Genomic DNA, 24328 nt, shown 5'->3' with positions numbered 1-24328 from the left:
CCATCAGACAACCCCCCGCGCCGCAAAGACCGCCGCAGCGCGCTTGGCCGACTCATCAGGATTGATGAACAGTCCGGCCTCGTTTGCAAGGCGCACGATCTGCCCAAGGTGCTGGGTCGAGCGCGTGCTTTCCTGCCCACCAACCATCGTGAAATGATCCTGATGCCCGTTCAGATAGGCCAGGAACACAACACCGGTCTTGTAGAAGCGGGTCGGGGCTTTGAAGATGTGCCGTGACAGAGGCACAGTGACATCGAACGCATCGTGGTAGGTCGCACTATCGCCTTTGGCCAATGCTGTCAGCGCACGGCACGCGGCGCCTGCAATGGGATCAAAGATACCGAGAAGCGCATGGGAATAGCCCTGCTCGTCGCCTTCGATCAATTCCGGATAGTTGAAGTCATCCCCGGTATACATCTTCACGCCGTCAGGCAGTTGTCGCCGCATGGCGATTTCCTTCTCTGCCGACAGGAGAGAAATCTTGATGCCATCAATCTTCGCCGCGTTTTCACGGATCATCTGAAGGCAGGTCTCCATTGCCTGCATGTGGTCACTTGAACCCCAATAGCCATCGAGCGCCGGATCAAACATCTCGCCAAGCCAGTGCATGACGGCGGGTTGATTGAGACCGGACAGGACACGGTTGTAGACGTGGAGATAGTCTTCCGGGCCTTTGGCGACTTTCACCAGGGCGCGCGAGGCCATGAGAATGACTCGGCCACCCGTGGCTTCCACGGCCTCGCACTGCATCTCGTAAGCTGCGGTGACGTCATCCAAGGTTGTCGTTTCATCCGCGACCAGGTGATCAGTACCCGCGCCGCAGGCGATCAGATGACCGCCCGCTTTCGCGTCTTTGACACTGCGCTGGATCAGTTCCAGCGATGTGGACCAGTCGAGACCCATGCCCCGCTGTGCCGTGTCCATGGCTTCCGCAACCCCGAGGCCCAGCGACCAAAGGTGCTCGCGAAAGGCCATGGTCTTGTCCCAATCAACGGCCGCGTCGAGCCACGGGTCATTGTCCGCAAACGGATCGGCCACCACATGCGCCGCGGCATAGACCACACGGTTCCAGTCGCCGCCCCTTTCCGGTTTCGGCCCCTGTTTCAGTGTAACGGACTCGGTGCCGCCGGCAGCTGTCGGCAGTAAAAGCTTGGCCATGGATCAGATCTCCAGATCGGGCAGATCGACCCAACGACGTTCGCGGGCGCTTTGATATCCGGCTTCAGCCAACTGCACACCTTTCGCGCCTTCGGTCAGTGTATAGTGCCATGGAGCATCTTCGACGATGTGACGCAGGAACTGCTCCCACTGGACCTTGAAGCCGTTGTCCAGAACAGCGTTGTCCGGCACTTCTTCCCAATCCGCGTAGAAATCCAGTGTCTGCGGCTGGTCAGGGTTCCAGACCGGCTTCGGCGTATTCACACGATGCTGGCTATAGCATTTGTGCAGACCTGCGACAGCAGACCCATGTGTGCCGTCAATCTGGAACGTCACGAGATCATCGCGACGAACACGTGTGCACCAGCTCGAATTGATGTGGGCCACGATGTCGCCTTCCAACTCGAAGGTTGCATAGGCTGCATCATCTGCCGTGGCTTCGTACACTTCGCCATTTTCGTCCCAACGACGATCGATATGCGTGGCGGTTTTACAGCTGACCGATTTCACCGGCGCCACCACATTGTCGAGCACGTAGCGCCAGTGACACAGCATGTCGGATACCATGCCTCCGCCGTCTGCGGCGCGATAGTTCCAGCTCGGGCGTTGCGCTGGCATCCAATCGCCTTCAAAAACCCAGTAGCCGAACTCCCCCTTGACCGACAGGATTTTACCGAAGAACCCGCTGTCACGCAGGCGCTTTAGCTTCACCAGACCCGGCAGATCCAGCTTGTCGTGAACGATGCCGTTCTTGACGCCTTTTTCCTTGGCGTACTTCGCGATGGCAACGGCTTCATCCAGACCTTCCGATACCGGCTTTTCGCTATAGACATGCTTGCCCGCATCGATGGCCTTGCGGAGAAGAGTCGGACGCAGTTGCGTTGATGCCGCGTCGAAGAAGATCGCGTCGTCTTCATTCGCAAGCGCTGCGTCCAGATCCGTCGTCCAACGCTCGACCCCGTGTTTTTTGGCGAGCGCTTCAATCTTGTCGGCATTGCGGCCCACGATGATTGGGTCGGGCATCAGGTATGACCCGTCCTTTAGTGCGATGCCACCTTGATCGCGTATCGCCAGCACAGAGCGGATCAGGTGCTGGTTCATGCCCATGCGGCCTGTCACACCATGCATTATGATACCAATACGTTGAGTTCTCATCGTTGTCCTCTTGCCTCTATGTGGCTGCCCGACAGGCTGCCAGGTTCCTCTCTGAAACTTCCTACCAACTAGTAGGTAACGGAAAATGCGTTGTCAACGCAAAAGGATGCGGCCACCGCTGAATTCCAGAGATGGGCGTTGTAGATAAAGGACTATTTTCGCGAGGGTGTGTTACTGTATGCCAAGTTGCCTGGCGAAATCTTGCAACATCGGATTGTCAGGGTTCGCGTTCAAAGCTGCCTTGACCGAGGTTTCTGCCGCCTCCGCATTGCCCATAGCCGATTGCAGCCGGACCACCATGCTCCATGCATCGACACGCTGTGGATCGAGCGCGACCGCTTCCTTGAATGCCTCAAGTGCCGCAGGAAAATTCCGTAGGGTTAGTGCGGTTCCGCCCATCACAAGATGCGTTTCGGGGAAATCGAGGCGATTCGACAAAGAATTCTGCCATTCGCCCATCGCGCCGCGAAGTGATCTGGCGACGGTTTCGGGCAGATGCGCAATAGGGGCACCGAGCAACTGGCGCGCAGCGGCGAAACGAACCGTGCGAACCGGGTCATTCAGTAGTGGCAACAGGTTGGGTATCTGCGTCTGCGGTCCCGCTGCCCTTTGCAATGATGCGGCCCCGGCGCGTAACAGCGGGCTGTCATCCGTAAGAACTGCTTCGGTTGCTCCTGCGATCTCTGGGTCAGCTGCCCGTTCCAGCAGGTATAGAGACGTCGCACGGACGATGTCTGACGCGTTCTCGTTCTGGGCGACATCGAGCAAGCCTTGTTGCGCTGCCGCCGGGTCGTTCTCTGCCTGCGCAAAAACAACACCAAAATGTGATCCGCGATGGACGGACTCCGGATACCACTCCGCGACCTTCTCGGCGGCCCACTCTGCCGGCTTCTCGGTATGGCACGATGTGCAGGCGTCCGGTGCGCCGGTCTTTGCTGCAAGATCGGGGCGTGGGATGCGGAAACTGTGATCCGCGCGTTCGTCGATGCCCATATACACCTGCTCCACCATGTGGCAATTTCGGCATTGGGCCCCTTCGCTTTCCTGTTCATGGAAGTGATGTGAAGGATCGTCGAATTCCTGCAATGGCAGTGTTGGAAAATCGGTATTCCCGGCGGGCGAATGACACTGCGTACATAGGGAGTTGTCGTCTGCCAGAACCTGTGCCGTATGCGGGTCATGGCAGTTGCCGCACCCTACCCCCTGCTCATACATCTTGGATTGAAGGAACGAGCCGTAGACATAGACTTCTTCCATGATCTGGCCGTCGGGGTGGTAAAGATCGGGTGTCAGAAGCGACAGCCGATAAGCATCATGATAAGGTGTCCCCGGCATCGGGTTGCCATCGCCGAAGGCTTCCCGACGCGAATGACATCCGGCGCATTGTTGTATCCACGCCTCGGTCCCCGCGTCGCGAGCCATGCTGAAACCAAAACGGTCAAGGCCTTCGATGTCGACCGGAGCCTGTGTTTTGACCCACTCGATATGGGATGAGCCGGGGCCGTGGCAGGCCTCGCACCCCACTCCGATTTCTACCTGGGTAGACGCATAGCTGTCAGTGTCCGCGTCGTAGTTCTTCTGAAATCCCGTGGCATGGCACTCGGCGCAGCGGGCATTCCAGTTCTTGTAGGGCCCGCTCCAGTGCAATCCATCATTTGGTGGTATCACCGTGTCTTCGTAAAGATGATACCACTCCTTCCGGTCATCATCCCAAACGACATCGAAGCTTTGCAATCGTCCTGGTTCTGTCTCGAAAAGATATTGCTGGAGCGGCTCGATCCCAACCACTGAATGCACATTGTAGTCGGCCTGAGAGCCGTCAGACTCCATCACTTTGGCATGAAATCCGTCCTCGTCTTCCGAGAACTGCACCCGCATGCCGTTGCCTTCGAAGCGCGTCCCATCGAAATCCGCAACGATGCTATCAGCCGTAGGCTTCGTCCATGCGAGCGCATGATGTGATTTCTCCCACGCCTCCGACTCCGACACGTGACAGTCCGCGCATTGTTCGGAACCTATGTAGCGTGACGGGATTTCCTGCGCGGCCAGAGGGCTGGCCAGATATGAAAGAGCGAGGAAGAGACGTGTTGGTTTCAAGCGGCCTAACTCGGATCGGGGAGAGGACGTCCTCACCTGGCTTTGGTCTTAAGGTTGCCAACATGCAGAACAGGTTTTGCATGTGATTGCCAGCCCCAGCGTCAAGCTTTCTGGCCCAGTATACCGAATCCGCCAAAGGCATTGCCAGAATACGTCAATCCGCTTCCCACCGGCGTGCTTGCTGTCTATGAAGGCTGCATGCGGAAAGTTCTTGTCACCGGATCGGCCGGCTTCATCGGCTATCATCTTTGCGAAGCGCTTCTGGCGCGCGGCGATCAGGTCACCGGGTATGATGCCCTGACCGATTATTATGATGTGTCGTTAAAACAAGCCCGGCATGAACGGCTGGAACGCTACGACGATTTTGTCGCCCATGTGGCACGGCTGGAAGACATGGACAGGCTGGCGAAAGTGACGGAACGAGCCCAGCCGGACGTCATCATCCATCTGGCGGCTCAGGCAGGTGTCCGGTTCAGCCTTGAAAACCCGCGCTCTTATGTGGACAGCAATGTGACGGGATCCTTCAATGTGTTGGAAGCTGCACGTTCTGCCAATGTTGATCATCTGCTGATGGCCTCCACCTCGTCGGTCTACGGTGCTGCGCGGCAAATGCCCTTCATCGAGACGCAAATGACAGATCACCCGATGACGATCTATGCTGCGACGAAGAAGGCGTCGGAAGCGATGGCCCATTCATGGGCACATCTCTATGATATCCCGATCACTATGTTCCGCTTTTTCACAGTGTATGGCCCCTGGGGGCGACCGGATATGGCGCTGTTCAAATTCACAAAGGCGATCCTCGAAGGCAAGCCAATTGACATCTACAATCACGGCGAGATGTACCGTGATTTCACTTACGTGGATGATCTGGTGGCGGGGATTGTCAGCCTGATCGACGCTGTGCCGCCCTCCCCTCGGTCAAATGCGCCGACGATTCCCGGCGACAGCCTGAGCCCGGATGCGCCGTGGCGCGTGGTCAATATTGGCAACTCGCATAAGGAAAAGCTGCTCGATTTCGTCGAGGCCGTCGAAGCCGCGATCGGAAAGCCCGCCATTCGAAACTACATGGACATGCAACCCGGTGATGTGCCCGTGACCTGGGCCGATGCGGGTTTGCTGCAAAGCTTGACTGGCAAGCGGCCAGAAACGGATATGCGCGAAGGCGTTGCCCGTTTTGTGCGATGGTATCGCGACTACTATGGCGTATAGAATCTAGCCCGTCAGTGCCTGCGTAACCATCCATATGGCACGCGTTGACCTGATCCGCAGAAGGGTCAGGGATCCGCGATACTTTTCCCTAGTACTCAACCGCCGCGACCCCCAGACCTTTGGCAAATGCGCGGGGCCGGAGGCCAGCACAACCAGCGCCATCGCGGACCACTTAAGCCTGGCGACAAAACCCGTCCCCGCAAGTTGAAAACGCTCATTCGTGGTTCGTCGCCATTTTTTGCGCAACGCGGCCCAGTCCTGCCGCGTCGGGTGTGCGACTCGCCATTCATCGGCATAAACCAATTTATGGCCTAGCGCCGTCGCACGGTGGCACCAGTCAACGTCTTCGGCAACCTCATTACGAAATGGCCCGACCGCCTCGAAAACAGAGCGGGGCGTAAGCAGATTGGCCGTTACCGAAAAGCCCTTTCGCTTGACGTAGTCGCGCTGGTGGAAGGCGAAAACCGTCTCGAACGCTTCAGCGCCGGATCTTGGCGCTGGTGTCTCGTCAAAGGTGTCTACCCTGCCCCCGACCAGATCACCGCGCGCGGCGACCTCCCGACCGCATGAAATCCAATCTGGCGCGGGCTTGCAGTCGCAATCCAGAAACGTCAGCAAGGGGGCAGTGGTTTCCCGGACCCCGCGGTTTCGTGCGGCGGCGGCACCCTTTTGCGGCTCGACCACCAAACGCAGGTCGGGATAGGAGCTCATCAGCCCATCAATATCGTCATCCGAGCCGTTGTCCACCACCACGCATTCCACATCCGTACTTAGCTGAGGATGCAGATGTTCAAGGCAGGTCCGAAGTCTGTCTAGATCGTTGTAGTGCGGAATTATAACAGCAAGGGCATATCGCTGGCGGTCTTCGGACATCAATCACCCTTACATTGGTCACGAACGAGCAATCCTGCTTTAACCTACATAGAATCGCAATGCGAGGCGTCGTATCCGTGCGCTGCTTTACACAGAACGCCACAATCGGTGCCTGCCCACGCAGCAGTTCCATCAACGGCCATAACAGCAACGCCATCATGGTCTAGGTGGAACAACCGACCGAGCACACTGTAGGGGTCAGCCGAGTCTAACTATTGGGCTGCTGTCTTGACGACTATCCGTCTTAGCCCCCGTGTGGTCATGTTTTAGTTCCGGGCGCAGACTTGGGCGCGCCACCCGTGACAATGGTATTGATGTATCGATCTCAACAGAGGGGTCGACAATCGACTTGTATGCAAGCTGATTTGGCGCGAACGCATGATACGAAAGCGCCTACAAATCAGGGACTGATCACCAGCACTCCTCTCGACAGGCAGATTGCATTCGACCAAGATGTGGTCGCCGCAACACGCGGGGCTGGCTATCGCAATAGCGGTTGATCAGGAAGGGTGCTCTGACTGATCGGGCCGTTCGTCGCGCCCCGACAGAAAGATCGCAATGTTCTGCAAACTGGGAACCGACTCGGCGATCGAGCGTATGGCCAGAAGCACGGGAACCGCGATGAACATTCCGATCACGGACCATGCCCATCCCCAGAAGGCTACCGAGATGAAAACTACGACAGGATTCAGCTTCAGGTTTCGACCAACCATGTAGGGGGTGACGAACTGTCCCTCCAAGGTTGTGCAGATCAGGTATAAGCTGGCCGCCAACACCGCCGTACTGACCTGATCAAAGCTCACCAGCCCAATGATAAAGGTCAGGACCACGCCGGCGATTGCACCGAGATAGGGGATGAAGTTCAGCGCGAAGGCCAGCACCCCGAACAGCAACGGGTTGGGCATGCCGACGCTCCACAGGCAGAGGCCCACCACAATCCCGAGACAGGCGTTGATGACGGTGATCGTCAGGAAATACCGGCTGATCTTCTTCTCGATATCAAAGGCAATTTTAATAGCCTTGCGCTTATCGGCAAAGGTCGGGCTCGCCTTGACAAGCTTTTCGTAGAATAGGTCTCCCGTCCCGATCAGAAAGAACAACAAGACCAATGCAAGCGTAATTTGTGCCATCATGTACGGGGCGGTCAGCGCTGCTTTTGACATCAAGCTGCTGTCTTTTATGACAACTTCCTGCGGTTCTTCTTCGCCCTGACCCTCTGCGTCGCCAGTCGCAATGCTTTGAACCTCTTCGCTGGCTTCGGAGATCTTCTCGATTGTCTCGCTAAGCCCACGCAGCTTCTGCTCGACGTTATACATGATGATCGCACGGTCTCGACTGTACTGCTGTATGGGACCGGACAGTACTGCGCTCAATCCAACGAGCAGTCCGACCAACCCCAGCACGACAACGAAAGCTGTCAAGTATGGCGGTACTCCACGTCGGCCAAGCCAGCGGCGTATAGGAGAGAAGGTGAGCGACAGCATAAAGGCCAGGATGACAGGCATGAGAAAGGACCTCGCCAATATCAACGCACCCACTGCTGCAATCAGGAACAGGCCCAGAATGGCCCACTTAACTGCAACAGTCGTGTTGGTGATCGGGTCGGGGGCCGTCATTGCACAGCCTCACGATCACCGCATAAAGTGGTCGTTCTGTGGCCATGCATAGAAACCCCTCCCTGCTTACCGTCAATCTAGTAACGCCAAGGGGCCGGGTTGGTTCAAGGAAAACCACTAACTAGAGGTCTGGAAAATGGATTCTTATCAGCTCGGCAAGTTGATGCTGGGTTGTCGGCTTGGCCATGGTTGATTGCGCATCGTCGACCTCATCCGGTGCAAGCAGTGTCCCCTTCCGGCTGTTCAGAAGTTGTGAAGCATATTCGGAACGAAACTCCGGATGCCCTTGCACGGACAGGCCAAAGCCTGGATACCACAGTGCCGCGTAGTCACAAAATTCAGACGATGCGATCACGCGGGCTCCTTCGGGCAGCGTTTTCACTTGATCCTGATGATAGGCTTGAAGGGACAGTTTCTCCGGTGCGGTGCCAAGTTCGTCAGGCCAATTCACCGGCGTGTACTCATGTACGCCTAAACCCCAACCTTTGTCAGACTTACCCACGGCCCCGCCAAGTGCCTGTGCCATGACCTGATGACCAAAGCAGATCCCGACCATCTTGCGCCCGGCGTCCCGTGCGCGACGTATGAAATCTTCCAGTGGTGCGATGAATGGATGATTTTCATACACCCCGAATTTCGATCCGGTGATGATCCACAGATCCGCATCGTCCGGGCTCTCGGGAAACTTCCCATCTAATACGGCGTATTGAGTTACCTCACCCTCGAGCGGTGCCAGCCAATCGGCCACCATAGATGGATAGTCTCCATGATCTGCTGCCAGTTCTTCCGGCGGGCGGCCTGTTTCGAGAACTCCGATACGAAGAGATGTGGTCATGGTCGGTCCAGAAAATTGTAATGCAAGAAGGTGATCGGCAGCAATGCCCGGCGAAAGCGTCCAAAAGGGAACCTCGCAGGCGGTGCCTTGATCACGTCGGGGCAGATATGGTGCGACTTTCGACCAAGGGCAAGTTCCGCCATCAGCATACCGCAATAGCTGCCCATCGCGACGCCATTGCCGTGGTAGGCGAACGACGCAAACGCATCTGGCCAGTCGCCGATCGGCCCGACATAGGGGGTCAGGTTACGTGACAGGCAGGCCAGGCCCGTCCAAAAATACGGTGTCTCCACCCCGGTCCAGGCTGGAAAGATACGGTCGAATTCGGACCGGACATACGTTCTCATCCGTTCGTGAGCCTGGGGTGTGGCATTCACTCCGCCTCGCATACCGAACAACATTCGCCGATTGGGCATCAGTCGGAAGTAATGCAACAGATGCCGCGTATCATACGCCATTTGGTCAGAGAACCAGCCCTGCTCGGCGATTTCATCATCCGTCAGGGGGCGCGTAACGATGATGTTGCTTTGTATAGGAAGATAGCGCGCTCGCATCCACTCCGGCAAATCGTCCGATGAATACCCGTTCGTCGCCAACAGCAGATGTTTCGCCTGCAACGTGCCCGAAGGGCTTCTCAGTTCGTAGCCATCGTCGATGCGCGTGATGCCTGTTACCGGGCTGTCGCCATGGATGCGTACCCCCTTGGTGACCGCTTTATGGGCCAGCCCCTGTACGTACTTGCGCGGATTTAATCCGAAACCTTTGCGTACGGTCAAACCGCCATGGAATTCTGCGCTGTTCATACCCTGCGCAGCAAGGTCGGCCTTTTCGATCAGTTCGACATCAACGCCATACTCGTCATGGATTTCCTCAGCTTCGCGGCGAAGCCGGTCCATATCCTTGGGGCGATGCGCGAGTACGGTTTCGCCGCTTGAATGACGATCCACATCCAGTTGCAGTCGCACCAATAGATCATCAACGAAGTCAACCGCCGCTTTCTCGGTCTGACGGTATTTCCGGTATCCGGCTTCGCCGAAACGCCGCTTCAGCACGGCATCACTGGCCTTGGCACCGCCCAGACAACAGAATCCGCCATTGCGCCCGGAAGCGCCCCAACCCGGACCATGCGCATCAAGGACCGTGACATCGGCTCCTTCCCGAGCCAGGTGAAGTGCCGCATTCAGCCCGGTAAAGCCCGCGCCGATAATCGCGAACTCTGTCGTTGCACGACCATCAAGCGCGGGACATGTACGCTCATTAGGCGTGGTGGCACGCCAATAATTTAACGTATCCACATCGCGCTGATAGGCATTGTCTTCGAAAATGCGGCGCATCGGGCTTAGAATCGGCTCAGATAATAGCGGTATTCGACCGGCGTGATGATTGAGGCGAGTTCCTTGATCTCGTCACGCCTTACCTCTGTATAGACATGCCGGTAGTTCTCGCCGAAAATTTCCTTTGCAAGCTCTGACTGCGCGAACTGTTCGACGGCAGTCGACCAGTCCGATGCCAGCGGGGGAGCCTGGCTTCCATCTGACGTATCCAGAGGAGGCGGCAGATCGCGCGGATGGTCTAGCCCGTCCAGGATCCCGCCAAGGATCGCAGCAAAGACTAGATACGGGTTCACGTCGGCGCCCGCGATGCGGTGCTCCAGCCGAGCGCCGGGGCCTGCGATCTCTGGCAAGCGCACCGCGGCGCCACGATGATCCATGCCCCATTCCGGACCCGCCGGCGCAAATGACCCCAGACCGAACCGGCGATAGGAATTCAGGTGTGGCGCGAAGATGGCTTGCATGTCACGCATGCTGTCGAGCACGCCGCCGACAGCATGTTTCAACGTCTCCGACAACGGGCCGCCACCGTCGAAAACGTTCCGATCTTTCTCGTCGATCAGCGAGACATGCAGATGCATCCCGTTGCCGGGCAGGTCCGCATAAGGCTTGGCCATGAAAGTGGCTTCCAGCCCATGCCTTGCCACCACGCCGCGCACCAAGCGGCGGAACATCAGCGCTGTGTCGGCTGCGGCGAGCGCATCATCGGTGTGATGGAAGTTCACTTCGAACTGTCCGGGGCCATATTCCGCGATTAGAGTGTCGGTATCCAGGCCCTGCGCAGCGGCAGCATCGAGGATTTCGGTCAGAACGGGCTCTTTGCGCTGCAGAAGCTCCATGTCGTAATTTTGCGCGTCGGGTGTCAGCTTCGGCGGTGCGGGTTCGGCGCGCGAAGTTTCTCGAGCCTGAAGAACATAAAATTCAAGCTCGCTGGCAGTGACGGGGCGAAGCCCTTTTTGTTCAAAGCGTTTCAGGACACCGCGAAGCATCTCGCGCGTGGACAGGGAACTGATTTTCCCTTCCGTGTCGGTCAGTTCCACCAGAACCTGCGCGACATTGCCGTCCTGCCATGGCACTGGTTTCAGCGTGCCGGAAATGGGCTGCATGTAACCATCGGGATCGCCGACGACGATGCCCAGACCGGTGGCCTCGACCTCATACCCCAGAATGTTGGGCGCATATGTGGACATGGGAAGACGCACGCCACCCTTGGCCAGTTTCTCCGCCTGCTCGCCCGGCAGCCATTTACCCCGCAGCACCGCGTTGATGTCGCACAAGAGCAATTCGATCCGCTCCGGCGCACCGTATTCGTCGCAATAGGCGACGAACTCTTCCATGAAAGTCATTGCTTAAAGCCTTCTTCTTCCTCGCGCTTCTGACGAAGGATGGCGCGTTTGGACACCAGCGAGGCGGTGACGACCCCGATGGCGACGATTCCGATCATGATCGTGGACAATGCGTTGATTTCCGGACTAACGCCCAGACGAACGGCGCTGAAGATCTTGATCGGCAAGGTTGTGGAGGACGGGCCTGAGGTGAAGGACGCGATCACCAAGTCATCTAGAGACAGGGTAAAGGCCAGCAGCCAGCCGGACACAACAGCGGGGGTGATGATCGGCAGCGTTACGCTCTTGAAAGCATCAAACGGCGAGCAACCCAAATCCAGTGCGGCTTCCTCCAGCGATCGATCGAAGCTTACCAGCCGCGCAGACACGACAACCGATACGTAACACATCGAGAAGGTCGTATGCGCCAGAACGATCGTGAACACTCCACGGTCCAGCCCGATGGAGATGAACAGCAAAAGCAGCGAAAGACCGGTGATCACCTCCGGCATGACTAACGGCGCGTAGATCATGCCCGAAAACAAGGTCCGGCCCATGAACTTGCCCCCACGGACAAGCACATAGGCTGCCATCGTGCCGAGGACAGTTGCCAAGGTGGATGAGGCGACGGCGACCTTCAGTGTTACCCATGCAGCGTCGAGAAACTGTTCGTTGCGCAGAAGCTCCCCATACCATCGGGTTGAGAAGCCCGCCCAGACAGTTACCAGTTTGGATGCGTTGAAGCTGTAGATGATCAGGATGATCATCGGCAGATAGAGAAATGCGAAACCAAGTGTTAGCGATGTTACATTGAATAGCGAGAAGCGACGGTTCATTGGTCGGCCTCCCGGTTCTTCTGCTCGTTGCGCTGGAACAGGATGATCGGGATCACGAGGATCATCAGCAGGATCACGGCCACGGCCGAAGCGACCGGCCAGTCACGGTTCGAGAAGAACTCTTCCCAAAGCACCTTGCCGATCATCAACGTGCCGGAGCCGCCCAGCAGTGATGGAATGACAAATTCGCCGATCACGGGGATGAAGACGAGGAAGCACCCGGCAATGATACCCGATTTAGATAGAGGGAAGGTCACCAGCCAGAAGGCGCTCAGCCGCGTGCAACCCAGATCCTCGGCAGCTTCCAGTAGCGAGGCATCAAGCTTTTCCAGAGTCGCGTAAATAGGCAGGATCATGAACGGCAGATAGGTGTAAACGATCCCGATATAGACCGCAGTCTTCGTATTCAGAATGGTCAGCGGGTCCGAGATCAGGCCAGTCCACAGCAGGAACTGGTTCAGAAGGCCTTCATTGCTCAGGATACCCATCCACGCGTAAACACGGATCAGGAAGCTGGTCCAGAACGGCAAGATCACAAGCATCATCAATGTCGGTCGCCATTCGGGCGCAGACCGGGCCATCGCGTAAGCAATGGGATAGCCAATGATCAGCGTGATGATCGTCGAGACCAGCGCAATCTGAAGGCTTGACAGATAGGCTTTCCAATAGAGGTCATCTTCCGTCAGAAAGACGAAATTTTCGAAATCAAGCTGTCCGAGGAAGGATTTGAAGCCCTCCCAACCAGCCGCCAGGTCAAGAAGCGGCGTGTAAGGCGGGATCGATATTGCCGTGTCCGATAACGCGATTTTCAGAACGATCACGAAGGGAATCAGGAATAGTGCCAACAACCAGCCATATGGCACAAGTATCAAAAGCAATCGGCGTGGGTTCATCTGTACACCCCGCTTACTCTGTCAGGACGACGCCGGCAGTGTCCGTCCAGGACAGCCAGACCGTGTCGTTCCATGTGAAGGTGCGGCGCGAGATACGACGACTGTTGGTCATCTGCGCCTTGATCATCTGTCCCGTCGTCAGCCGGACGTGATAGGTGGAAACATTGCCAAGATACGCGATGTCGATCACTTCGCCCCGAACGACATTTGCGCGATCGGTTGGGCGTTCGTCACTGACAAGAATCTTCTCTGGCCGAATGACGTAGGACACGTGTTGCTGCTTGCTGATCGGCTTTTGCGTGGCGGCGAGCAGTGGTGGAGTGCCCTCGGCATAAGTCAGGTGGATGCGGTCGTTTTCCTGCGGATCGGCGGAACCTTCAAGGATGTTCACATCGCCAATGAAGTCCGCAACATAGACCGAATTCGGCGCTTCGTAGATTACATCGGGCGTTTCAACCTGCACCAGCTTGCCCTGATCCATGACGGCCACGCGAGAAGCGACGGTCATTGCCTCCTCTTGGTCGTGGGTAACAATCACGAAGGTTGTGCCGGTCTTCTCCTGGATGTCCATCAACTCGAACTGGGTGTCCTGACGCAGCTTCTTGTCGAGAGCACCCAGCGGTTCGTCCAGCAGCAGGAGCTTTGGCGCCTTGGCCAGCGACCGCGCCAAGGCCACACGTTGGCGCTGCCCGCCTGATATCTGGTGCGGCTTGCGGGTGGCAAATTTTTCCAACCGCGTAAGACGGAGCATTTCGTTCACCCTGCCCTGGATTTCGGATTTGGGCATGTCCGAACGCTTCAGGCCAAACGCGATGTTGTCCACCACCGATAGATGCGGGAACAGAGCGTAACTTTGAAACATCATGTTCACGGGGCGCTTGTTGGGCGGCACCGGTGCGATGTTTTGGCCGTCGAGCAGGATCTTGCCTTCCGAAGGCGCCTCAAACCCCGCGAGCATCCGCATCATCGTCGTTTTGCCGCACCCCGATGGTCCGAGCAATGCGAAGAACTCACGTTCGTATATGTTCAGGCTCAGATCGTCGATCGCGGTGAATGTGCCGAACCGCTTTGTGACGTTCCTGAACTCGATGATGGGCTTCTGCTTTGGGTCTTCCCAAGGTGCGAAGCGGTTTTGGGTCGCGAGTTGCGCCATGAATTCCTCAAAAAAGATGGCCCCGCATCTCGTGGAAGCGGGGCGCTTACGATAATCAAGTGCCGGATTTTACCTTGGTCCACAGACGGGTCACCGTCCGCTGCACCTTTGGCTCATAGGGCGTTGTCGTGAAGAGGTTGTTCATGGTGTCTTCATCTGGATAAATGGCGGTATCGCCAATGACATCTTCGTTCAGGAATTCCTGCGAAGCCTTGTTGCCGTTCGCGTAATAGACATAGTTCGACGCGGCGGCCATGTTTTCCGGATCCATGATGAAGTTCAGGAATACATGCGCGCCGTCTGGGTTTGGTGCATCGGCGGGGATTGCCATCTGGTCGAACCACATCTGCGCACCTTCCTTGGCTGCGTTGTAGGCAACCTCGACACCATTGTCGGCTTCGGCGGCACGGTCGCGGGCTTGCAAGATGTCGCCAGACCAACCGACGGCCACGCAGATATCCCCGTTTGCGAGTGCATTGATATACTCGGACGAATGGAACTTCTGGATGTAGGGACGCACGCTCATCAGAACCGGCTCGGCCTTTTCAATAACGTCGGGATCGTGGCTGTCGGGGTCCTCGCCCAAATAGTTCAGGACCATGGGAATGATTTCGGTCGGCGCGTCGAGAAAATGCACTCCGCAGGATGCCAGCTTTTCCATGTTCGCCGGATCGAGCACCAACTCGACGGAGTTGATAGGCGCATCCTCGCCAAGCACTTCTTTGACCTTGCCGACATTCACACCAAGGCCTGTGGTGCCCCACATGTAGTTGATGGAGTATGCATTGCCCGGATCGTATTGGGCTGTGCGCTCTTCCACGACATCCCACATGTTTTCAATGTTGGGCAGCTTGGCTTTGTCCAGTTCTTGGAAAGCGCCGGCTGATATCTGGCGCTGCAGGAACGTGCCGGTTGGCACCACCACGTCATAGCCGGAAGACCCGGCCAGCATCTTCGTTTCCAGCAACTCATTGGAATCGAATACGTCATAGACTAAATCAAGGCCGGTCTCTTCTTCGAACTTGGCCAGCAATTCTTCGTCGATGTAGTCGGACCAGTTGTAAACCCGAACCTCGTCAGCCTGAGCCGCACCTGTAACCGCCGCGAGTGTCGCAGCAATCGGTAGCCATGTCTTTTTCATGTCTCTTTCCCTGTTGTCGTTCGTTCGCTTTTTCATGACTCGTAATTTGATCATAATTTTTCACCGTTGCAATATGGTATTTTCCTGCCTTTGCTCCTAAGCTGTCTCAATTCTGTTCAACAGGCGTCCCCGCACAAGAAATAGGCAGATACAGGCACCATGGAGTCAAACCAGATCAAACTACCCGCGCATGTGATGGTGTATCGGCAACTCCGTGATATGATCCTTTGCGGGGAACTGGCCCCCGGTCAAGCGGTGACCATTCAGGGGCTCGTGAATACGTTGGGCGCGGGCATGACTCCGGTGCGGGAAGCGATACGTCGCCTGACCTCCGAGGGTGCGCTGGAATTTCAGGGCAATCGACGCGTCTGCGTTCCCGAACTGACAACTGCGCAGCTTGATGAGATCGCTTATGCGCGGCTGGCGATCGAACCGAAACTTGCGTTCTGGGCAGCAGAGAAAGTCACACCGGAAGATATTCACGCGCTATCAACGATAGATCAGGCGCTGAACGCGTCTATCGATCGTGGTGATATTCGCGGGTATCTTTATCAGAACCACCGTTTCCATACACATCTCTACAGCTTGAGTGACGCGAAAATCATGATCGGGCTGGCAAACACGCTTTGGCTTCGTGCGGCACCTTCTTTGCGCGTCGTCTGCGGTCGATTCGGCACCGCAAATCTGCCCGACATGCATGCAATTGCCCTCCAGCATTTGCGCGACGGCGACGTTGAGGCGGTTGCCGAAGACATGCGCCAAGACATCCGGCAAGGCATCGAGCAGATCCGCGAAACGATGATTTCCTAGATTTGATCAAATGCTGTTGACAGCGGTCGGTTTGATCATATTCTGCAACCCATGAATGCTCCGCAGACTGCGGATCGTGTCACCGAATTGTCGCGCCTTCTTGTTTCGATGAATGGCGACCGCTTGAGCGAGGACCCTGATCAATGGCTTACAACCACCTGCCAACCGAAGAGCTGCAGGCGCTCGACGCCGCACACCATATGCACCCGTTCACCGATGGCAATGCGCTGAACAAGAAAGGCGCACGGGTGATCACCTCGGCCAAAGGCGTGACCATCACGGATTCCGACGGGAAGGAAATTCTGGATGCAATGGCTGGTCTTTGGTGCGTCAATATCGGCTATGGCCGCGATGAACTCGCCGATGTTGCGGCGCGCCAGATGCGTCAGCTTCCGTACTACAATACCTTTTTCCAGACGACCCATGTTCCCGCCATTGAGCTGGCAAAGAAGCTATCCCAGCTGGTGCCGGGCGATCTGAACCACGTCTTTTTCAACGGATCGGGCTCTGACGCAAACGATACGAATATCCGGATGGTCCGCCATTATTGGGCGCTGAAGGGCAAGCCTGACAAGAAGACAATCATCGCCCGCTGGAACGGCTATCACGGCTCGACGGTTGGTGCCGCATCGCTGGGTGGCATGAAGGGTATGCACGCACAGGGTGGTCTCCCGATTCCGGACATTGCGCATATCGATCAGCCAGATTGGTGGTCCGAGGGCGGCGAACAAAGCCCCCACGCATTTGGTTTGGAGCGCGCTCGCCAGCTGGAAGCCAAGATCAATGAGCTTGGTGAAGACAAGGTTGCGGCCTTCATCGCGGAACCGATTCAAGGTGCTGGCGGTGTTATCATCCCGCCAGAAAGCTACTGGCCGGAAATTCAACGCATCTGCGACAAGTATGAAATCTTGTTGATCGCGGATGAAGTCATTTGCGGCTTCGGGCGGACCGGGCAGTGGTTTGGCAGCCAGACTATGGGTATTCGGCCGGACATCATGACCATCGCGAAAGGGCTGTCATCGGGTTACGCCCCCATCGGTGGTTCGGTCGTTTCTGATGAGATCGCGTCGGTTATCAATAGTGGTGAATTCAACCACGGCTACACTTACTCCGCTCATCCGGTCGCTGCTGCCGTCGCCCTGGAAAATCTGCGTATCCTCGAAGAAGAGAAGATCGTGGAGCACGCTGGGAAAGTAGCAGCTCCGTATCTGGCCGGGAAGTGGGCGGAACTGGCGGATCATCCGCTGGTTGGTGAGGCCAAGATCAAAGGGCTGATGGGATCCATCGCCCTGACCCCGGACGCCGCTTCGCGCGCGGCATTCGCAGCAGGTGCGGGCGTGGTGGGCCTCATGTGCCGGGACCGCTGCTTTGCGAACGGGCTGGTCATGCGTCATGTGGGCGACCGGATGATTATCTCGCCACCCCTGATCATCACACATCAGGACATTGATACCTTGATTGAACGCGCTACGAAATCGCTGGACGAAACTTATGCCGCGGTGAAAGCCGAAGGCCTTCTTTCGGCCGCTTGAGGCGCATGTGGATGTTCTGACCGCAAATGACAGGCAGGGGGAATATCCCCCTTCGTGGTATGCCGCAACTGCTACACCACCTGGGTCATACCCCACCGCGAAGGGCGAGCTGACCTGCGATGTCTGTGTGGTCGGCGGCGGGTTCACGGGGCTGTCAGCAGCTTTGCACCTAGCGCAACGAGGCCTTGACGTCGTCCTGCTCGAAGCCCAACGACTGGCCTTTGGCGCGTCTGGTCGCAATGGCGGACAAGTTGGCACGGGCCAACGTGTAGATCAAACGGAACTGGAGCGGCGCCTCGGCAAAGATGCAGCGCATCATCTGTGGGATCTTGGGCTGGAATCCGTCGCCTTGGTTCGGGACTTGATCGATGCGAGCGGCGAAGACTGCCAATGGGCAGATGGGATCATTCACGCCGATCACCGCGAGCGTTTCGTGCCCGAAAGCCGCGAATATGCTGATCACCTGCAGACCGCTTACGGCTACGACAAGATCCGTTTTGTCGATCGGGCTGAAATGCGGTCGCTGGTTGGGTCATCGGCCTATCATGGGGGAACGCTCGATATGGGTGGTGGGCATATTCACCCGTTGCGCTACGCCTTTGCCTTGGCACGTATGGCTGAGACGTCCGGCGTCCGTCTGTACGAGAATACGCGCGTCACATCCCTCGACCCTGGCATCACCGCAACCGTATCGACAGATAACAGCATCGTTCGGGCCAAACATGTCGTTCTGGGCTGCAATGGCTACCTTGGCCAGTTGGAACCGAAAGTGGCGCAACGTGTCATGCCCATCAACAATTTCATCGCCGCGACTGAACCGCTGGACGACGCGACTGCCCGATCTCTGCTCCGAGACAACCACGCCGTCGGGGACAGCAAGTTCGTCATCAACTATTTTCGGCTTTCGCCAGACAATCGAATGCTATTCGGAGGCGGTGAAAGCTATGGCTACAAGTTTCCCAGCGACATCGCAGCGAAAGTCCGCAAGCCCATGCTGGAAATTTTTCCACAGCTGAAAGACACGCGCATAGACTATGCGTGGGGCGGGACGCTTGGCATAACGATGAGCCGCATGCCCCATTTCGCGCGACTCGCTGAGAATGTAGTCTCGACATCAGGTTACTCCGGGCACGGTGTCGCGATGGCCAGCCTCGCAGGCAAAATAGCTGCTGAGTATGTTGCCGGGCAGGCTCAACGATTCAACCTGATGGCAGACATTCCCACCCCATGCTTTCCTGGTGGCCCGGCTCTGCGCACGCCGCTTCTGGCTCTGGCAATGATCTGGTATTCACTGCGCGACCGTCTTTGAGCGCGCATGTCAAAGGAGGTCACATGACCAATCTGCAAACCGGCAAGTTCTATATCGACGGCAAATGGGTCGATCCCGCTGGCACCGAGACACTGGAAGTCATCAATCCAGCGACGGAGGAAGCCTTTGCAACCATCGCTATGGGCAACCGGCAAGATGTAGAGCACGCCGTTGCTGCAGCGAAAACTGCGTTCGAGACGTTTTCCCAGACCACCAAGGCAGAACGCATCGAACTCCTGGAAGGTATTCTGGCGGCATATGAGCGTCGTTATGATGAAATGTCGGCCATCATCTGCGAAGAGCTTGGAGCGCCCATCTCGCTGTGTGATGCAGCGCAATCCATGGTCGGTGTCGGGCATCTGAAAGGCTTCCTCGATGCGCTTCGCAACATGGAGTTCCGCGAGGAGATGCCATCGGGCGACACGATCTACCGTGAACCCATCGGTGTTTGCGGTATGATCACGCCTTGGAACTGGCCCATCAACCAGATTGCATTGAAGGTTTTACCAGCGTTTGCAGCAGGTTGCACCGTCGTCTTGAAGCCATCAGAGATAACCCCGCTGAACGCCTTGCTTTACGCCGAAATTCTGGACGAAGCGGGCGTACCGAAAGGTGTGTTCAATCTCGTGAACGGTGACGGGCTGAACGTCGGCTCTGCCATTTCACGTCATCCGGATGTGGCGATGGTATCCTTTACCGGATCGACCCGTGCCGGACGTCAGGTGTCCATTGACGCGGCAGAGACGATCAAACGGGTAACGCTTGAACTGGGCGGCAAATCTCCGAACATCGTCTTTGCCGACACCGACCTGGCTGATGCCGTTACAGGTGGTGTCCGCCATTGCTTCCAGAACTCCGGCCAGTCCTGCAACGCCCCAACCCGGATGCTTGTAGAGGCGTCGATCTACGACGAGGCCATGGATATTGCGCGTGAGGCTGCCGAGAATACCCTAGTCGGCAGCCCGACCGATCAAGGCAAGCACATCGGGCCCCTCGTCAGCGCAATCCAGTATGAGCGGGTGCAGGAGCTTATTCAGGCCGGTATAGACGAGGGTGCCACCTTGCTCGCCGGCGGCACCGGGCGCCCGGAGGGCAGCAATCGCGGCTATTTTGTCAAACCCACTGTCTTTGGCAACGTGAACAATCAAATGCGCATCGCGCGTGAAGAGGTGTTTGGCCCCGTCCTTGCAATGATCCCCTTCAAGGACGAAGCCGAAGCCGTTGAGATCGCGAACGATACCCCTTACGGTCTTGCTGCGCAGATCCAAAGCGGTGATACCGAACGAGCGGAGGCGGTTGCTCGTAAGCTCCGTGCCGGAATGGTGCATATCAACGGGTCCGACATCGACTTCGGTAGTCCTTTCGGGGGTTACAAGATGTCGGGCAACGGGCGCGAGGGTGGAAAATTCGGTATCGAGGATTTTCTTGAGATCAAGGCCGTATCGCGCCCATAATTCGTTCCAAAGTCAAGGCGCAACCGCGAATTTTTATGCGCAGAAGGCTGTACTTGCATCCTTCTGCGCATGTCTGAGTATGGATGATCCGCCGAGTTTCGAGCTGTGGTTCCGATGGATCGGCTGGGCCTTGTTTGTGTGGTGCGGTTTGCACTTGGCATAGCTCGTCCGGTGCGATTCCCGCTCGCCTCACTCAAGGACACGAATTCGTCAGGCGGGGTTCCGTCGGCGGGATTCATGGTAATGTGGCCGAAAGGGAAAACGGTTTTGCAAAGGACAGCGACATGCACCGTCGTAAAATGCTGGCAATGGCTGCGTTCTTGCCATTTGGTCTGACCGCCGCGCGTGCAAATGAAGGAAACTTCGAGATTACACGTACGGACGCCGAATGGCGCGAGATGTTAAGCGATCAGGAATATGCCGTGATGCGTGAAGAAGCCACGGAGCGCGCATTCACCAGCCCACTGAATGACGAAAAGCGGAAGGGGCAGTTCCTTTGCCGCGGCTGTGACCTGCCGCTTTATGCCTCGGACACGAAGTTCGACAGCGGAACCGGATGGCCCAGCTTCTATGAGGCTCTACCCGATGCCGTTCGGACAAAACCGGACCGTTCGTTTTTCATGGTCCGCACCGAGGTGCATTGTCGACGCTGTGGCAGTCATCTTGGGCATATATTCGATGACGGCCCTCCCCCGACGGGCAAACGTCATTGCATCAATGGTGTTAGCTTAAAATTCCAGCCAGCAGACAGCGCTTAAATCCGATCGGCCGGTCAGACCTTTATCCATGGTCCAGCCACTATTGTTGTGTGGGCTACGCGGGTGGTGTAGATGGTCCGGGTTGGATCTTGACTGGTTTGCGGAGCCACGTTGAGTGACATCGCATCGTGACGAGCTACCCGACCGTTAGAGGGAAGACGCAGCGCGGCTGGCTTGATCATACTGTCCGGATAACGCGCGCAAAGAACTTGCTATTTCGCGCAGCTCTTCGCCGGAAAGGTCCATCCGAGATAGCCCGTCAATCAGGCATTGCCCGCGCAATTTCCGGTAGTCCTCGCATAGCGACGCGCCCATGTCCGATGTTCGATAGTACACCTCCTTGCCACGCTTGTCCGATTCTAACAGCCCCGCCTTCATCAGCTTCTTCAACGCATAGTTTACCGTGTGCGTATCTTCGATGTTTAACAGAAAGCAGATATCAGAGAGTCGCTTGTCGCGCGCTCTTGAGTTGACATTGTGCAGGACGAGAACTTCAAGTGAACTCATCTCGGCCCCCGCTGCGGCCATGCAGCGCGTCATCCAGCGGCTGAAGGCGTTATACGCAATGATCAACCCGAATTCGAACTCGGACGCTTCCCAGCCCTCGCCTTCCGCAAGGTGGCGTGACGATACGATCCGGCGTTCTGAACGATCAGTCATAAGCTAAATCCCGGCAATTCATTGGCGAATTGCCGGGATAGTAGCTGCAGAATGACCGCCTCACAATCCGGTACTGTTACAGTGTGATACGGTATTGCGCGAAGCCCTCGGCGCCCTCGCCTGCTGGCTCGACCTGGACGCCGCGAGCTTTGACCTCATCCAGATATGTGGCTGCATCTGGCCCGGATTCGAAGAGCACGGTCGCGCCACCGGCATCCGCGAAAGTCCAGTTTCCGTCGGCAGCCGGCGAGATCGTGCCTTCTTCCACGATGTAGCGCACGATCACATCCCGGTTGGTGTCCGGCGCACGCAGGATCACGGTTGAGCCATCTGCACCGGGGAAGCTACCGCCACCGCCCGCACGATAGTTGTTCGTAGCGACGATGAAAGTCTGGGCGAGGTCAATCGGTTGTCCGTTATAAGCCAGATCGACGATTCGATGCGCGTCCGGGTTCACGAGGTTGCCGTCATTGTCATAGCGTGAGGGCTGCGTCACATCGACTTTGTACGTCACTCCATCGATCGTGTCGAAGTTGTAGGATGGAAACGACGGGTTCAGCAGCGTTGCATCCTGTGCACCGGGTTCGATCTGATTAAAGATGCCAACGGAACGCTCCAGCCATTCGCGCACCTGCTCACCCGAAATTGCAACGACCTGCAGCGTGTTGGGATACAGATAGACATCTGCGACGTTCTTGATCGCGACGGGACCAACAGGCACGTCAGTGTAGTAGTCCGGCCCGCCGCGACCGCCGGCTTTGAACGGGGCAGCGGCGGACAGGATAGGCAAGCCTTCCCATTCGGTTCCGCTCAGAAGTTGTTCGACATACCAGGTTTGGGCTTGGCTGACGATTTGAACGCTTGGGTCATCAGACACCAATGCGAAATAGGAATGCAACGGCGCGGTCGTCTGCCCAACCTCTGCCCGAACGTAGTCGAGCGTTGCCTGATGCACCCCTGCGGTGGCATCAAGCGGCGGTTGATAATCCTCGACCAGGGCGGTGACGGATCGATCCTCGCCGCGCTCAAAGATTGGATGGGCGCTTGATTCCGATCCGGCGACCTTCCAGCCATCAGCATCCCGTTCAAGCATCAATTCGATCAGACCCATATGCGAGCCCCAGAACCCAGCCATTGCAGCCGGTGTGCCGTTCATTGTGCCGGCAGCCATGTCGACGCCGTCGCCTTCGAAATCTTCGGAGGGCCAGACGCGGTGTTGGTGACCTGAAACCACCGCATCGACACCGTCCAGCCCCGCGACGTGCCAAGCCGCGTTTTCCATCATTTCCTCTTCCTCGCCCGGCGCAAAGCCGGAATGGCACAGCGCGATCACGATATCCACGCCGCCCTCGTTGCGCATGGCGGGAATCCACGCGCGCGCAGCTTCCATGATATCTCGTGCCACGTACTCGCCTTCCAGATGGCTACGATCCCATTGCATGATCTGGGGTGGCACGAAGCCGATGATGCCGATCTTGATGGGATAAGTGTTACCCGCCCCATCCGTCAGTTCACGATCCAGCACGATATAGGGATCCGCGTAGAGATCATCCTCAATAGGCGAGTCCCCCAAGGAGCGACCGAAGTTGGCGCAGACAATGGGGAAATTGGCGCCCGCATTCACCTTGTCCAGAAAGCTCACACCGTAGTTGAATTCATGGTTCCCAAGCGTGCCGGCATCATAGTCCAGCGTATTCATCCCCGCGATGACCGGATGCACATCACCGTCATTCATGCCACGTTCGTAGGCGACATAGTCACCCATGGGGTTGCCTTGCAGATAATCGCCATTGTCAACCAGCAGTGTATTGGTCGCTTCGGCGCGAAGCCCCTGGATAACGCTTGCGGTGCGCGATAGGCCAACCGTGTCGACCGCTTTATCGGCATAATAGTCGTATGGATAAACGTGACAGTGCAAATCCGTCGTGGACATGATCCGTAGATGTGCCTGACCTTCCGCCGCCTTCGCGGAGAATGGATGCAACGCCACCGCTCCTCCAAAGGCTGTCGAGGTCAAGATGAATTGGCGGCGGGACAAGCCTGTCGGGTTCGGTTGGGCCATATTCGTGCTCCTGTCAAATTCGGTCTCTCGCGCTGTGTCACAGCATTTGCACAACGATGTGACGGTGGTGAACAAGAGTTGCAGGCAGCTACCGTCTTCGCCAAGGCAAAATCACTTC

General features: G+C 57.0%; 20 protein-coding genes. 6 read left to right on the top strand and 14 right to left on the bottom strand.

Going from position 1 to position 24328, the window contains the following annotated elements; genetic code table 11:
• Positions 1 to 3 precede the first annotated feature (3 nt).
• The 3 genes from FPZ52_RS18030 to FPZ52_RS18020 all read right to left on the bottom strand — a co-directional run bounded on the left by FPZ52_RS18030 (position 4) and on the right by FPZ52_RS18020 (position 4410).
• Positions 4 to 1158, bottom strand: a complete 1155-nt coding sequence (locus FPZ52_RS18030) for a dihydrodipicolinate synthase family protein (RefSeq protein WP_146366986.1) — start codon at positions 1156 to 1158, stop codon at positions 4 to 6.
• A gap of 3 nt (positions 1159 to 1161) precedes the next feature.
• Entirely contained in the window at positions 1162 to 2313 is a 1152-nt protein-coding gene (locus FPZ52_RS18025; protein ID WP_146366985.1) for a Gfo/Idh/MocA family protein, read from the bottom strand.
• 171 nt (positions 2314 to 2484) lie between these two features.
• Complete coding sequence (locus tag FPZ52_RS18020; protein ID WP_146366984.1) at positions 2485 to 4410, bottom strand: multiheme c-type cytochrome; 1926 nt, start codon at positions 4408 to 4410, stop codon at positions 2485 to 2487.
• 198 nt (positions 4411 to 4608) lie between these two features.
• Between FPZ52_RS18020 and FPZ52_RS18015 the strand changes: the two genes are divergently transcribed.
• Positions 4609 to 5622: an SDR family NAD(P)-dependent oxidoreductase gene (locus tag FPZ52_RS18015; RefSeq protein ID WP_146366983.1), complete on the top strand. Its 1014-nt coding sequence runs from the start codon at positions 4609 to 4611 to the stop codon at positions 5620 to 5622.
• Between the two features lie 3 nt (positions 5623 to 5625).
• On the opposite strand, the gene FPZ52_RS18010 is transcribed toward FPZ52_RS18015, so the two are convergent.
• The 9 genes from FPZ52_RS18010 to FPZ52_RS17970 all read right to left on the bottom strand — a co-directional run bounded on the left by FPZ52_RS18010 (position 5626) and on the right by FPZ52_RS17970 (position 15625).
• Positions 5626 to 6495, bottom strand: a complete 870-nt coding sequence (locus FPZ52_RS18010; protein WP_146366982.1) for a glycosyltransferase family 2 protein — start codon at positions 6493 to 6495, stop codon at positions 5626 to 5628.
• Positions 6496 to 6995: 500 nt separating this feature from the next.
• Entirely contained in the window at positions 6996 to 8111 is a 1116-nt protein-coding gene (locus FPZ52_RS18005; protein ID WP_240804514.1) for an AI-2E family transporter, read from the bottom strand.
• A 121-nt stretch (positions 8112 to 8232) separates the two neighbouring features.
• Positions 8233 to 8946 carry a type 1 glutamine amidotransferase gene (locus FPZ52_RS18000; RefSeq protein ID WP_146366981.1) on the bottom strand — a complete coding sequence of 238 codons (714 nt, stop codon included), beginning with the start codon at positions 8944 to 8946 and terminating at the stop codon, positions 8233 to 8235.
• Positions 8943 to 10280, bottom strand: coding sequence for an NAD(P)/FAD-dependent oxidoreductase (locus tag FPZ52_RS17995; protein ID WP_146366980.1), 1338 nt, complete (start codon positions 10278 to 10280; stop codon positions 8943 to 8945). Before FPZ52_RS17995 ends, FPZ52_RS18000 begins: the two co-directional genes overlap by 4 nt.
• 5 nt (positions 10281 to 10285) lie before the next feature.
• Entirely contained in the window at positions 10286 to 11623 is a 1338-nt protein-coding gene (locus tag FPZ52_RS17990; protein WP_146366979.1) for a glutamine synthetase family protein, read from the bottom strand.
• On the bottom strand, positions 11620 to 12438 hold the full coding sequence (locus FPZ52_RS17985) for an ABC transporter permease (protein ID WP_146366978.1): 819 nt from the start codon (positions 12436 to 12438) through the stop codon (positions 11620 to 11622). Before FPZ52_RS17985 ends, FPZ52_RS17990 begins: the two co-directional genes overlap by 4 nt.
• A complete protein-coding gene (locus FPZ52_RS17980; protein ID WP_146366977.1) occupies positions 12435 to 13331 on the bottom strand; it encodes an ABC transporter permease subunit in 897 nt (298 codons plus the stop codon). The genes FPZ52_RS17985 and FPZ52_RS17980 overlap by 4 nt, the downstream gene beginning before the upstream one ends.
• Positions 13332 to 13344: 13 nt before the next feature.
• The gene (locus FPZ52_RS17975) at positions 13345 to 14484 is read right to left on the bottom strand and encodes an ABC transporter ATP-binding protein (RefSeq protein WP_146366976.1); all 1140 of its coding nucleotides are present in this window, start codon (positions 14482 to 14484) and stop codon (positions 13345 to 13347) included.
• Between the two features lie 55 nt (positions 14485 to 14539).
• The gene (locus tag FPZ52_RS17970) at positions 14540 to 15625 is read right to left on the bottom strand and encodes a polyamine ABC transporter substrate-binding protein (protein WP_146366975.1); all 1086 of its coding nucleotides are present in this window, start codon (positions 15623 to 15625) and stop codon (positions 14540 to 14542) included.
• A 159-nt stretch (positions 15626 to 15784) separates the two neighbouring features.
• On the opposite strand from FPZ52_RS17970, the gene FPZ52_RS17965 reads away from it, so the two are divergent.
• The 5 genes from FPZ52_RS17965 (at position 15785) to msrB (ending at position 21488) form a co-directional block, all read left to right on the top strand.
• Positions 15785 to 16435: a GntR family transcriptional regulator gene (locus FPZ52_RS17965; RefSeq protein ID WP_146366974.1), complete on the top strand. Its 651-nt coding sequence runs from the start codon at positions 15785 to 15787 to the stop codon at positions 16433 to 16435.
• Positions 16436 to 16578: 143 nt separating this feature from the next.
• Positions 16579 to 17967 (top strand): aspartate aminotransferase family protein, encoded by a 1389-nt coding sequence (locus FPZ52_RS17960; RefSeq protein ID WP_146366973.1) that lies wholly within the window; start codon positions 16579 to 16581, stop codon positions 17965 to 17967.
• Positions 17968 to 17974: 7 nt separating this feature from the next.
• The gene (locus FPZ52_RS17955) at positions 17975 to 19276 is read left to right on the top strand and encodes an NAD(P)/FAD-dependent oxidoreductase (protein WP_146366972.1); all 1302 of its coding nucleotides are present in this window, start codon (positions 17975 to 17977) and stop codon (positions 19274 to 19276) included.
• A gap of 23 nt (positions 19277 to 19299) precedes the next feature.
• Complete coding sequence (locus FPZ52_RS17950) at positions 19300 to 20730, top strand: aldehyde dehydrogenase family protein (RefSeq protein WP_146366971.1); 1431 nt, start codon at positions 19300 to 19302, stop codon at positions 20728 to 20730.
• 284 nt (positions 20731 to 21014) lie between these two features.
• Complete coding sequence (gene msrB / locus FPZ52_RS17945; RefSeq protein ID WP_146366970.1) at positions 21015 to 21488, top strand: peptide-methionine (R)-S-oxide reductase MsrB; 474 nt, start codon at positions 21015 to 21017, stop codon at positions 21486 to 21488.
• Between the two features lie 147 nt (positions 21489 to 21635).
• On the opposite strand, the gene FPZ52_RS17940 is transcribed toward msrB, so the two are convergent.
• The gene (locus FPZ52_RS17940) at positions 21636 to 22148 is read right to left on the bottom strand and encodes a winged helix DNA-binding protein (protein WP_146366969.1); all 513 of its coding nucleotides are present in this window, start codon (positions 22146 to 22148) and stop codon (positions 21636 to 21638) included.
• A 76-nt stretch (positions 22149 to 22224) separates the two neighbouring features.
• Positions 22225 to 24210 (bottom strand): bifunctional 2',3'-cyclic-nucleotide 2'-phosphodiesterase/3'-nucleotidase, encoded by a 1986-nt coding sequence (locus FPZ52_RS17935; RefSeq protein WP_146366968.1) that lies wholly within the window; start codon positions 24208 to 24210, stop codon positions 22225 to 22227.
• Positions 24211 to 24328: the final 118 nt, after the last annotated feature.

It is taken from the genome of Qingshengfaniella alkalisoli (assembly GCF_007855645.1).
Classification (GTDB): domain Bacteria; phylum Pseudomonadota; class Alphaproteobacteria; order Rhodobacterales; family Rhodobacteraceae; genus Qingshengfaniella; species Qingshengfaniella alkalisoli.
Note: the sequence above shows the minus strand (reverse complement) of the source record. Positions and strands in the feature narration are given on the sequence as shown.

Bases quoted from the DNA above. Each gene is read 5' to 3' on its own strand.
- FPZ52_RS18010 (WP_146366982.1), bottom strand. From the start codon at position 6,495: ATGTCCGAAGACCGCCAGCGATATGCCCTTGCTGTTATAATTCCGCAC.
- FPZ52_RS17985 (WP_146366978.1), bottom strand. From the start codon at position 12,438: ATGAACCGTCGCTTCTCGCTATTCAATGTAACATCGCTAACACTTGGT.
- FPZ52_RS18000 (WP_146366981.1), bottom strand. From the start codon at position 8,946: ATGACCACATCTCTTCGTATCGGAGTTCTCGAAACAGGCCGCCCGCCG.
- FPZ52_RS17970 (WP_146366975.1), bottom strand. From the start codon at position 15,625: ATGAAAAAGACATGGCTACCGATTGCTGCGACACTCGCGGCGGTTACA.
- FPZ52_RS17990 (WP_146366979.1), bottom strand. From the start codon at position 11,623: ATGACTTTCATGGAAGAGTTCGTCGCCTATTGCGACGAATACGGTGCG.
- FPZ52_RS17980 (WP_146366977.1), bottom strand. From the start codon at position 13,331: ATGAACCCACGCCGATTGCTTTTGATACTTGTGCCATATGGCTGGTTG.
- FPZ52_RS17940 (WP_146366969.1), bottom strand. From the start codon at position 22,148: ATGACTGATCGTTCAGAACGCCGGATCGTATCGTCACGCCACCTTGCG.
- FPZ52_RS17960 (WP_146366973.1), top strand. From the start codon at position 16,579: ATGGCTTACAACCACCTGCCAACCGAAGAGCTGCAGGCGCTCGACGCC.
- msrB (WP_146366970.1), top strand. From the start codon at position 21,015: ATGCACCGTCGTAAAATGCTGGCAATGGCTGCGTTCTTGCCATTTGGT.
- FPZ52_RS18005 (WP_240804514.1), bottom strand. From the start codon at position 8,111: ATGACGGCCCCCGACCCGATCACCAACACGACTGTTGCAGTTAAGTGG.
- FPZ52_RS18015 (WP_146366983.1), top strand. From the start codon at position 4,609: ATGCGGAAAGTTCTTGTCACCGGATCGGCCGGCTTCATCGGCTATCAT.
- FPZ52_RS18030 (WP_146366986.1), bottom strand. From the start codon at position 1,158: ATGGCCAAGCTTTTACTGCCGACAGCTGCCGGCGGCACCGAGTCCGTT.
- FPZ52_RS17995 (WP_146366980.1), bottom strand. From the start codon at position 10,280: ATGCGCCGCATTTTCGAAGACAATGCCTATCAGCGCGATGTGGATACG.
- FPZ52_RS17965 (WP_146366974.1), top strand. From the start codon at position 15,785: ATGGAGTCAAACCAGATCAAACTACCCGCGCATGTGATGGTGTATCGG.
- FPZ52_RS17950 (WP_146366971.1), top strand. From the start codon at position 19,300: ATGACCAATCTGCAAACCGGCAAGTTCTATATCGACGGCAAATGGGTC.
- FPZ52_RS17975 (WP_146366976.1), bottom strand. From the start codon at position 14,484: ATGGCGCAACTCGCGACCCAAAACCGCTTCGCACCTTGGGAAGACCCA.
- FPZ52_RS18025 (WP_146366985.1), bottom strand. From the start codon at position 2,313: ATGAGAACTCAACGTATTGGTATCATAATGCATGGTGTGACAGGCCGC.
- FPZ52_RS17935 (WP_146366968.1), bottom strand. From the start codon at position 24,210: ATGGCCCAACCGAACCCGACAGGCTTGTCCCGCCGCCAATTCATCTTG.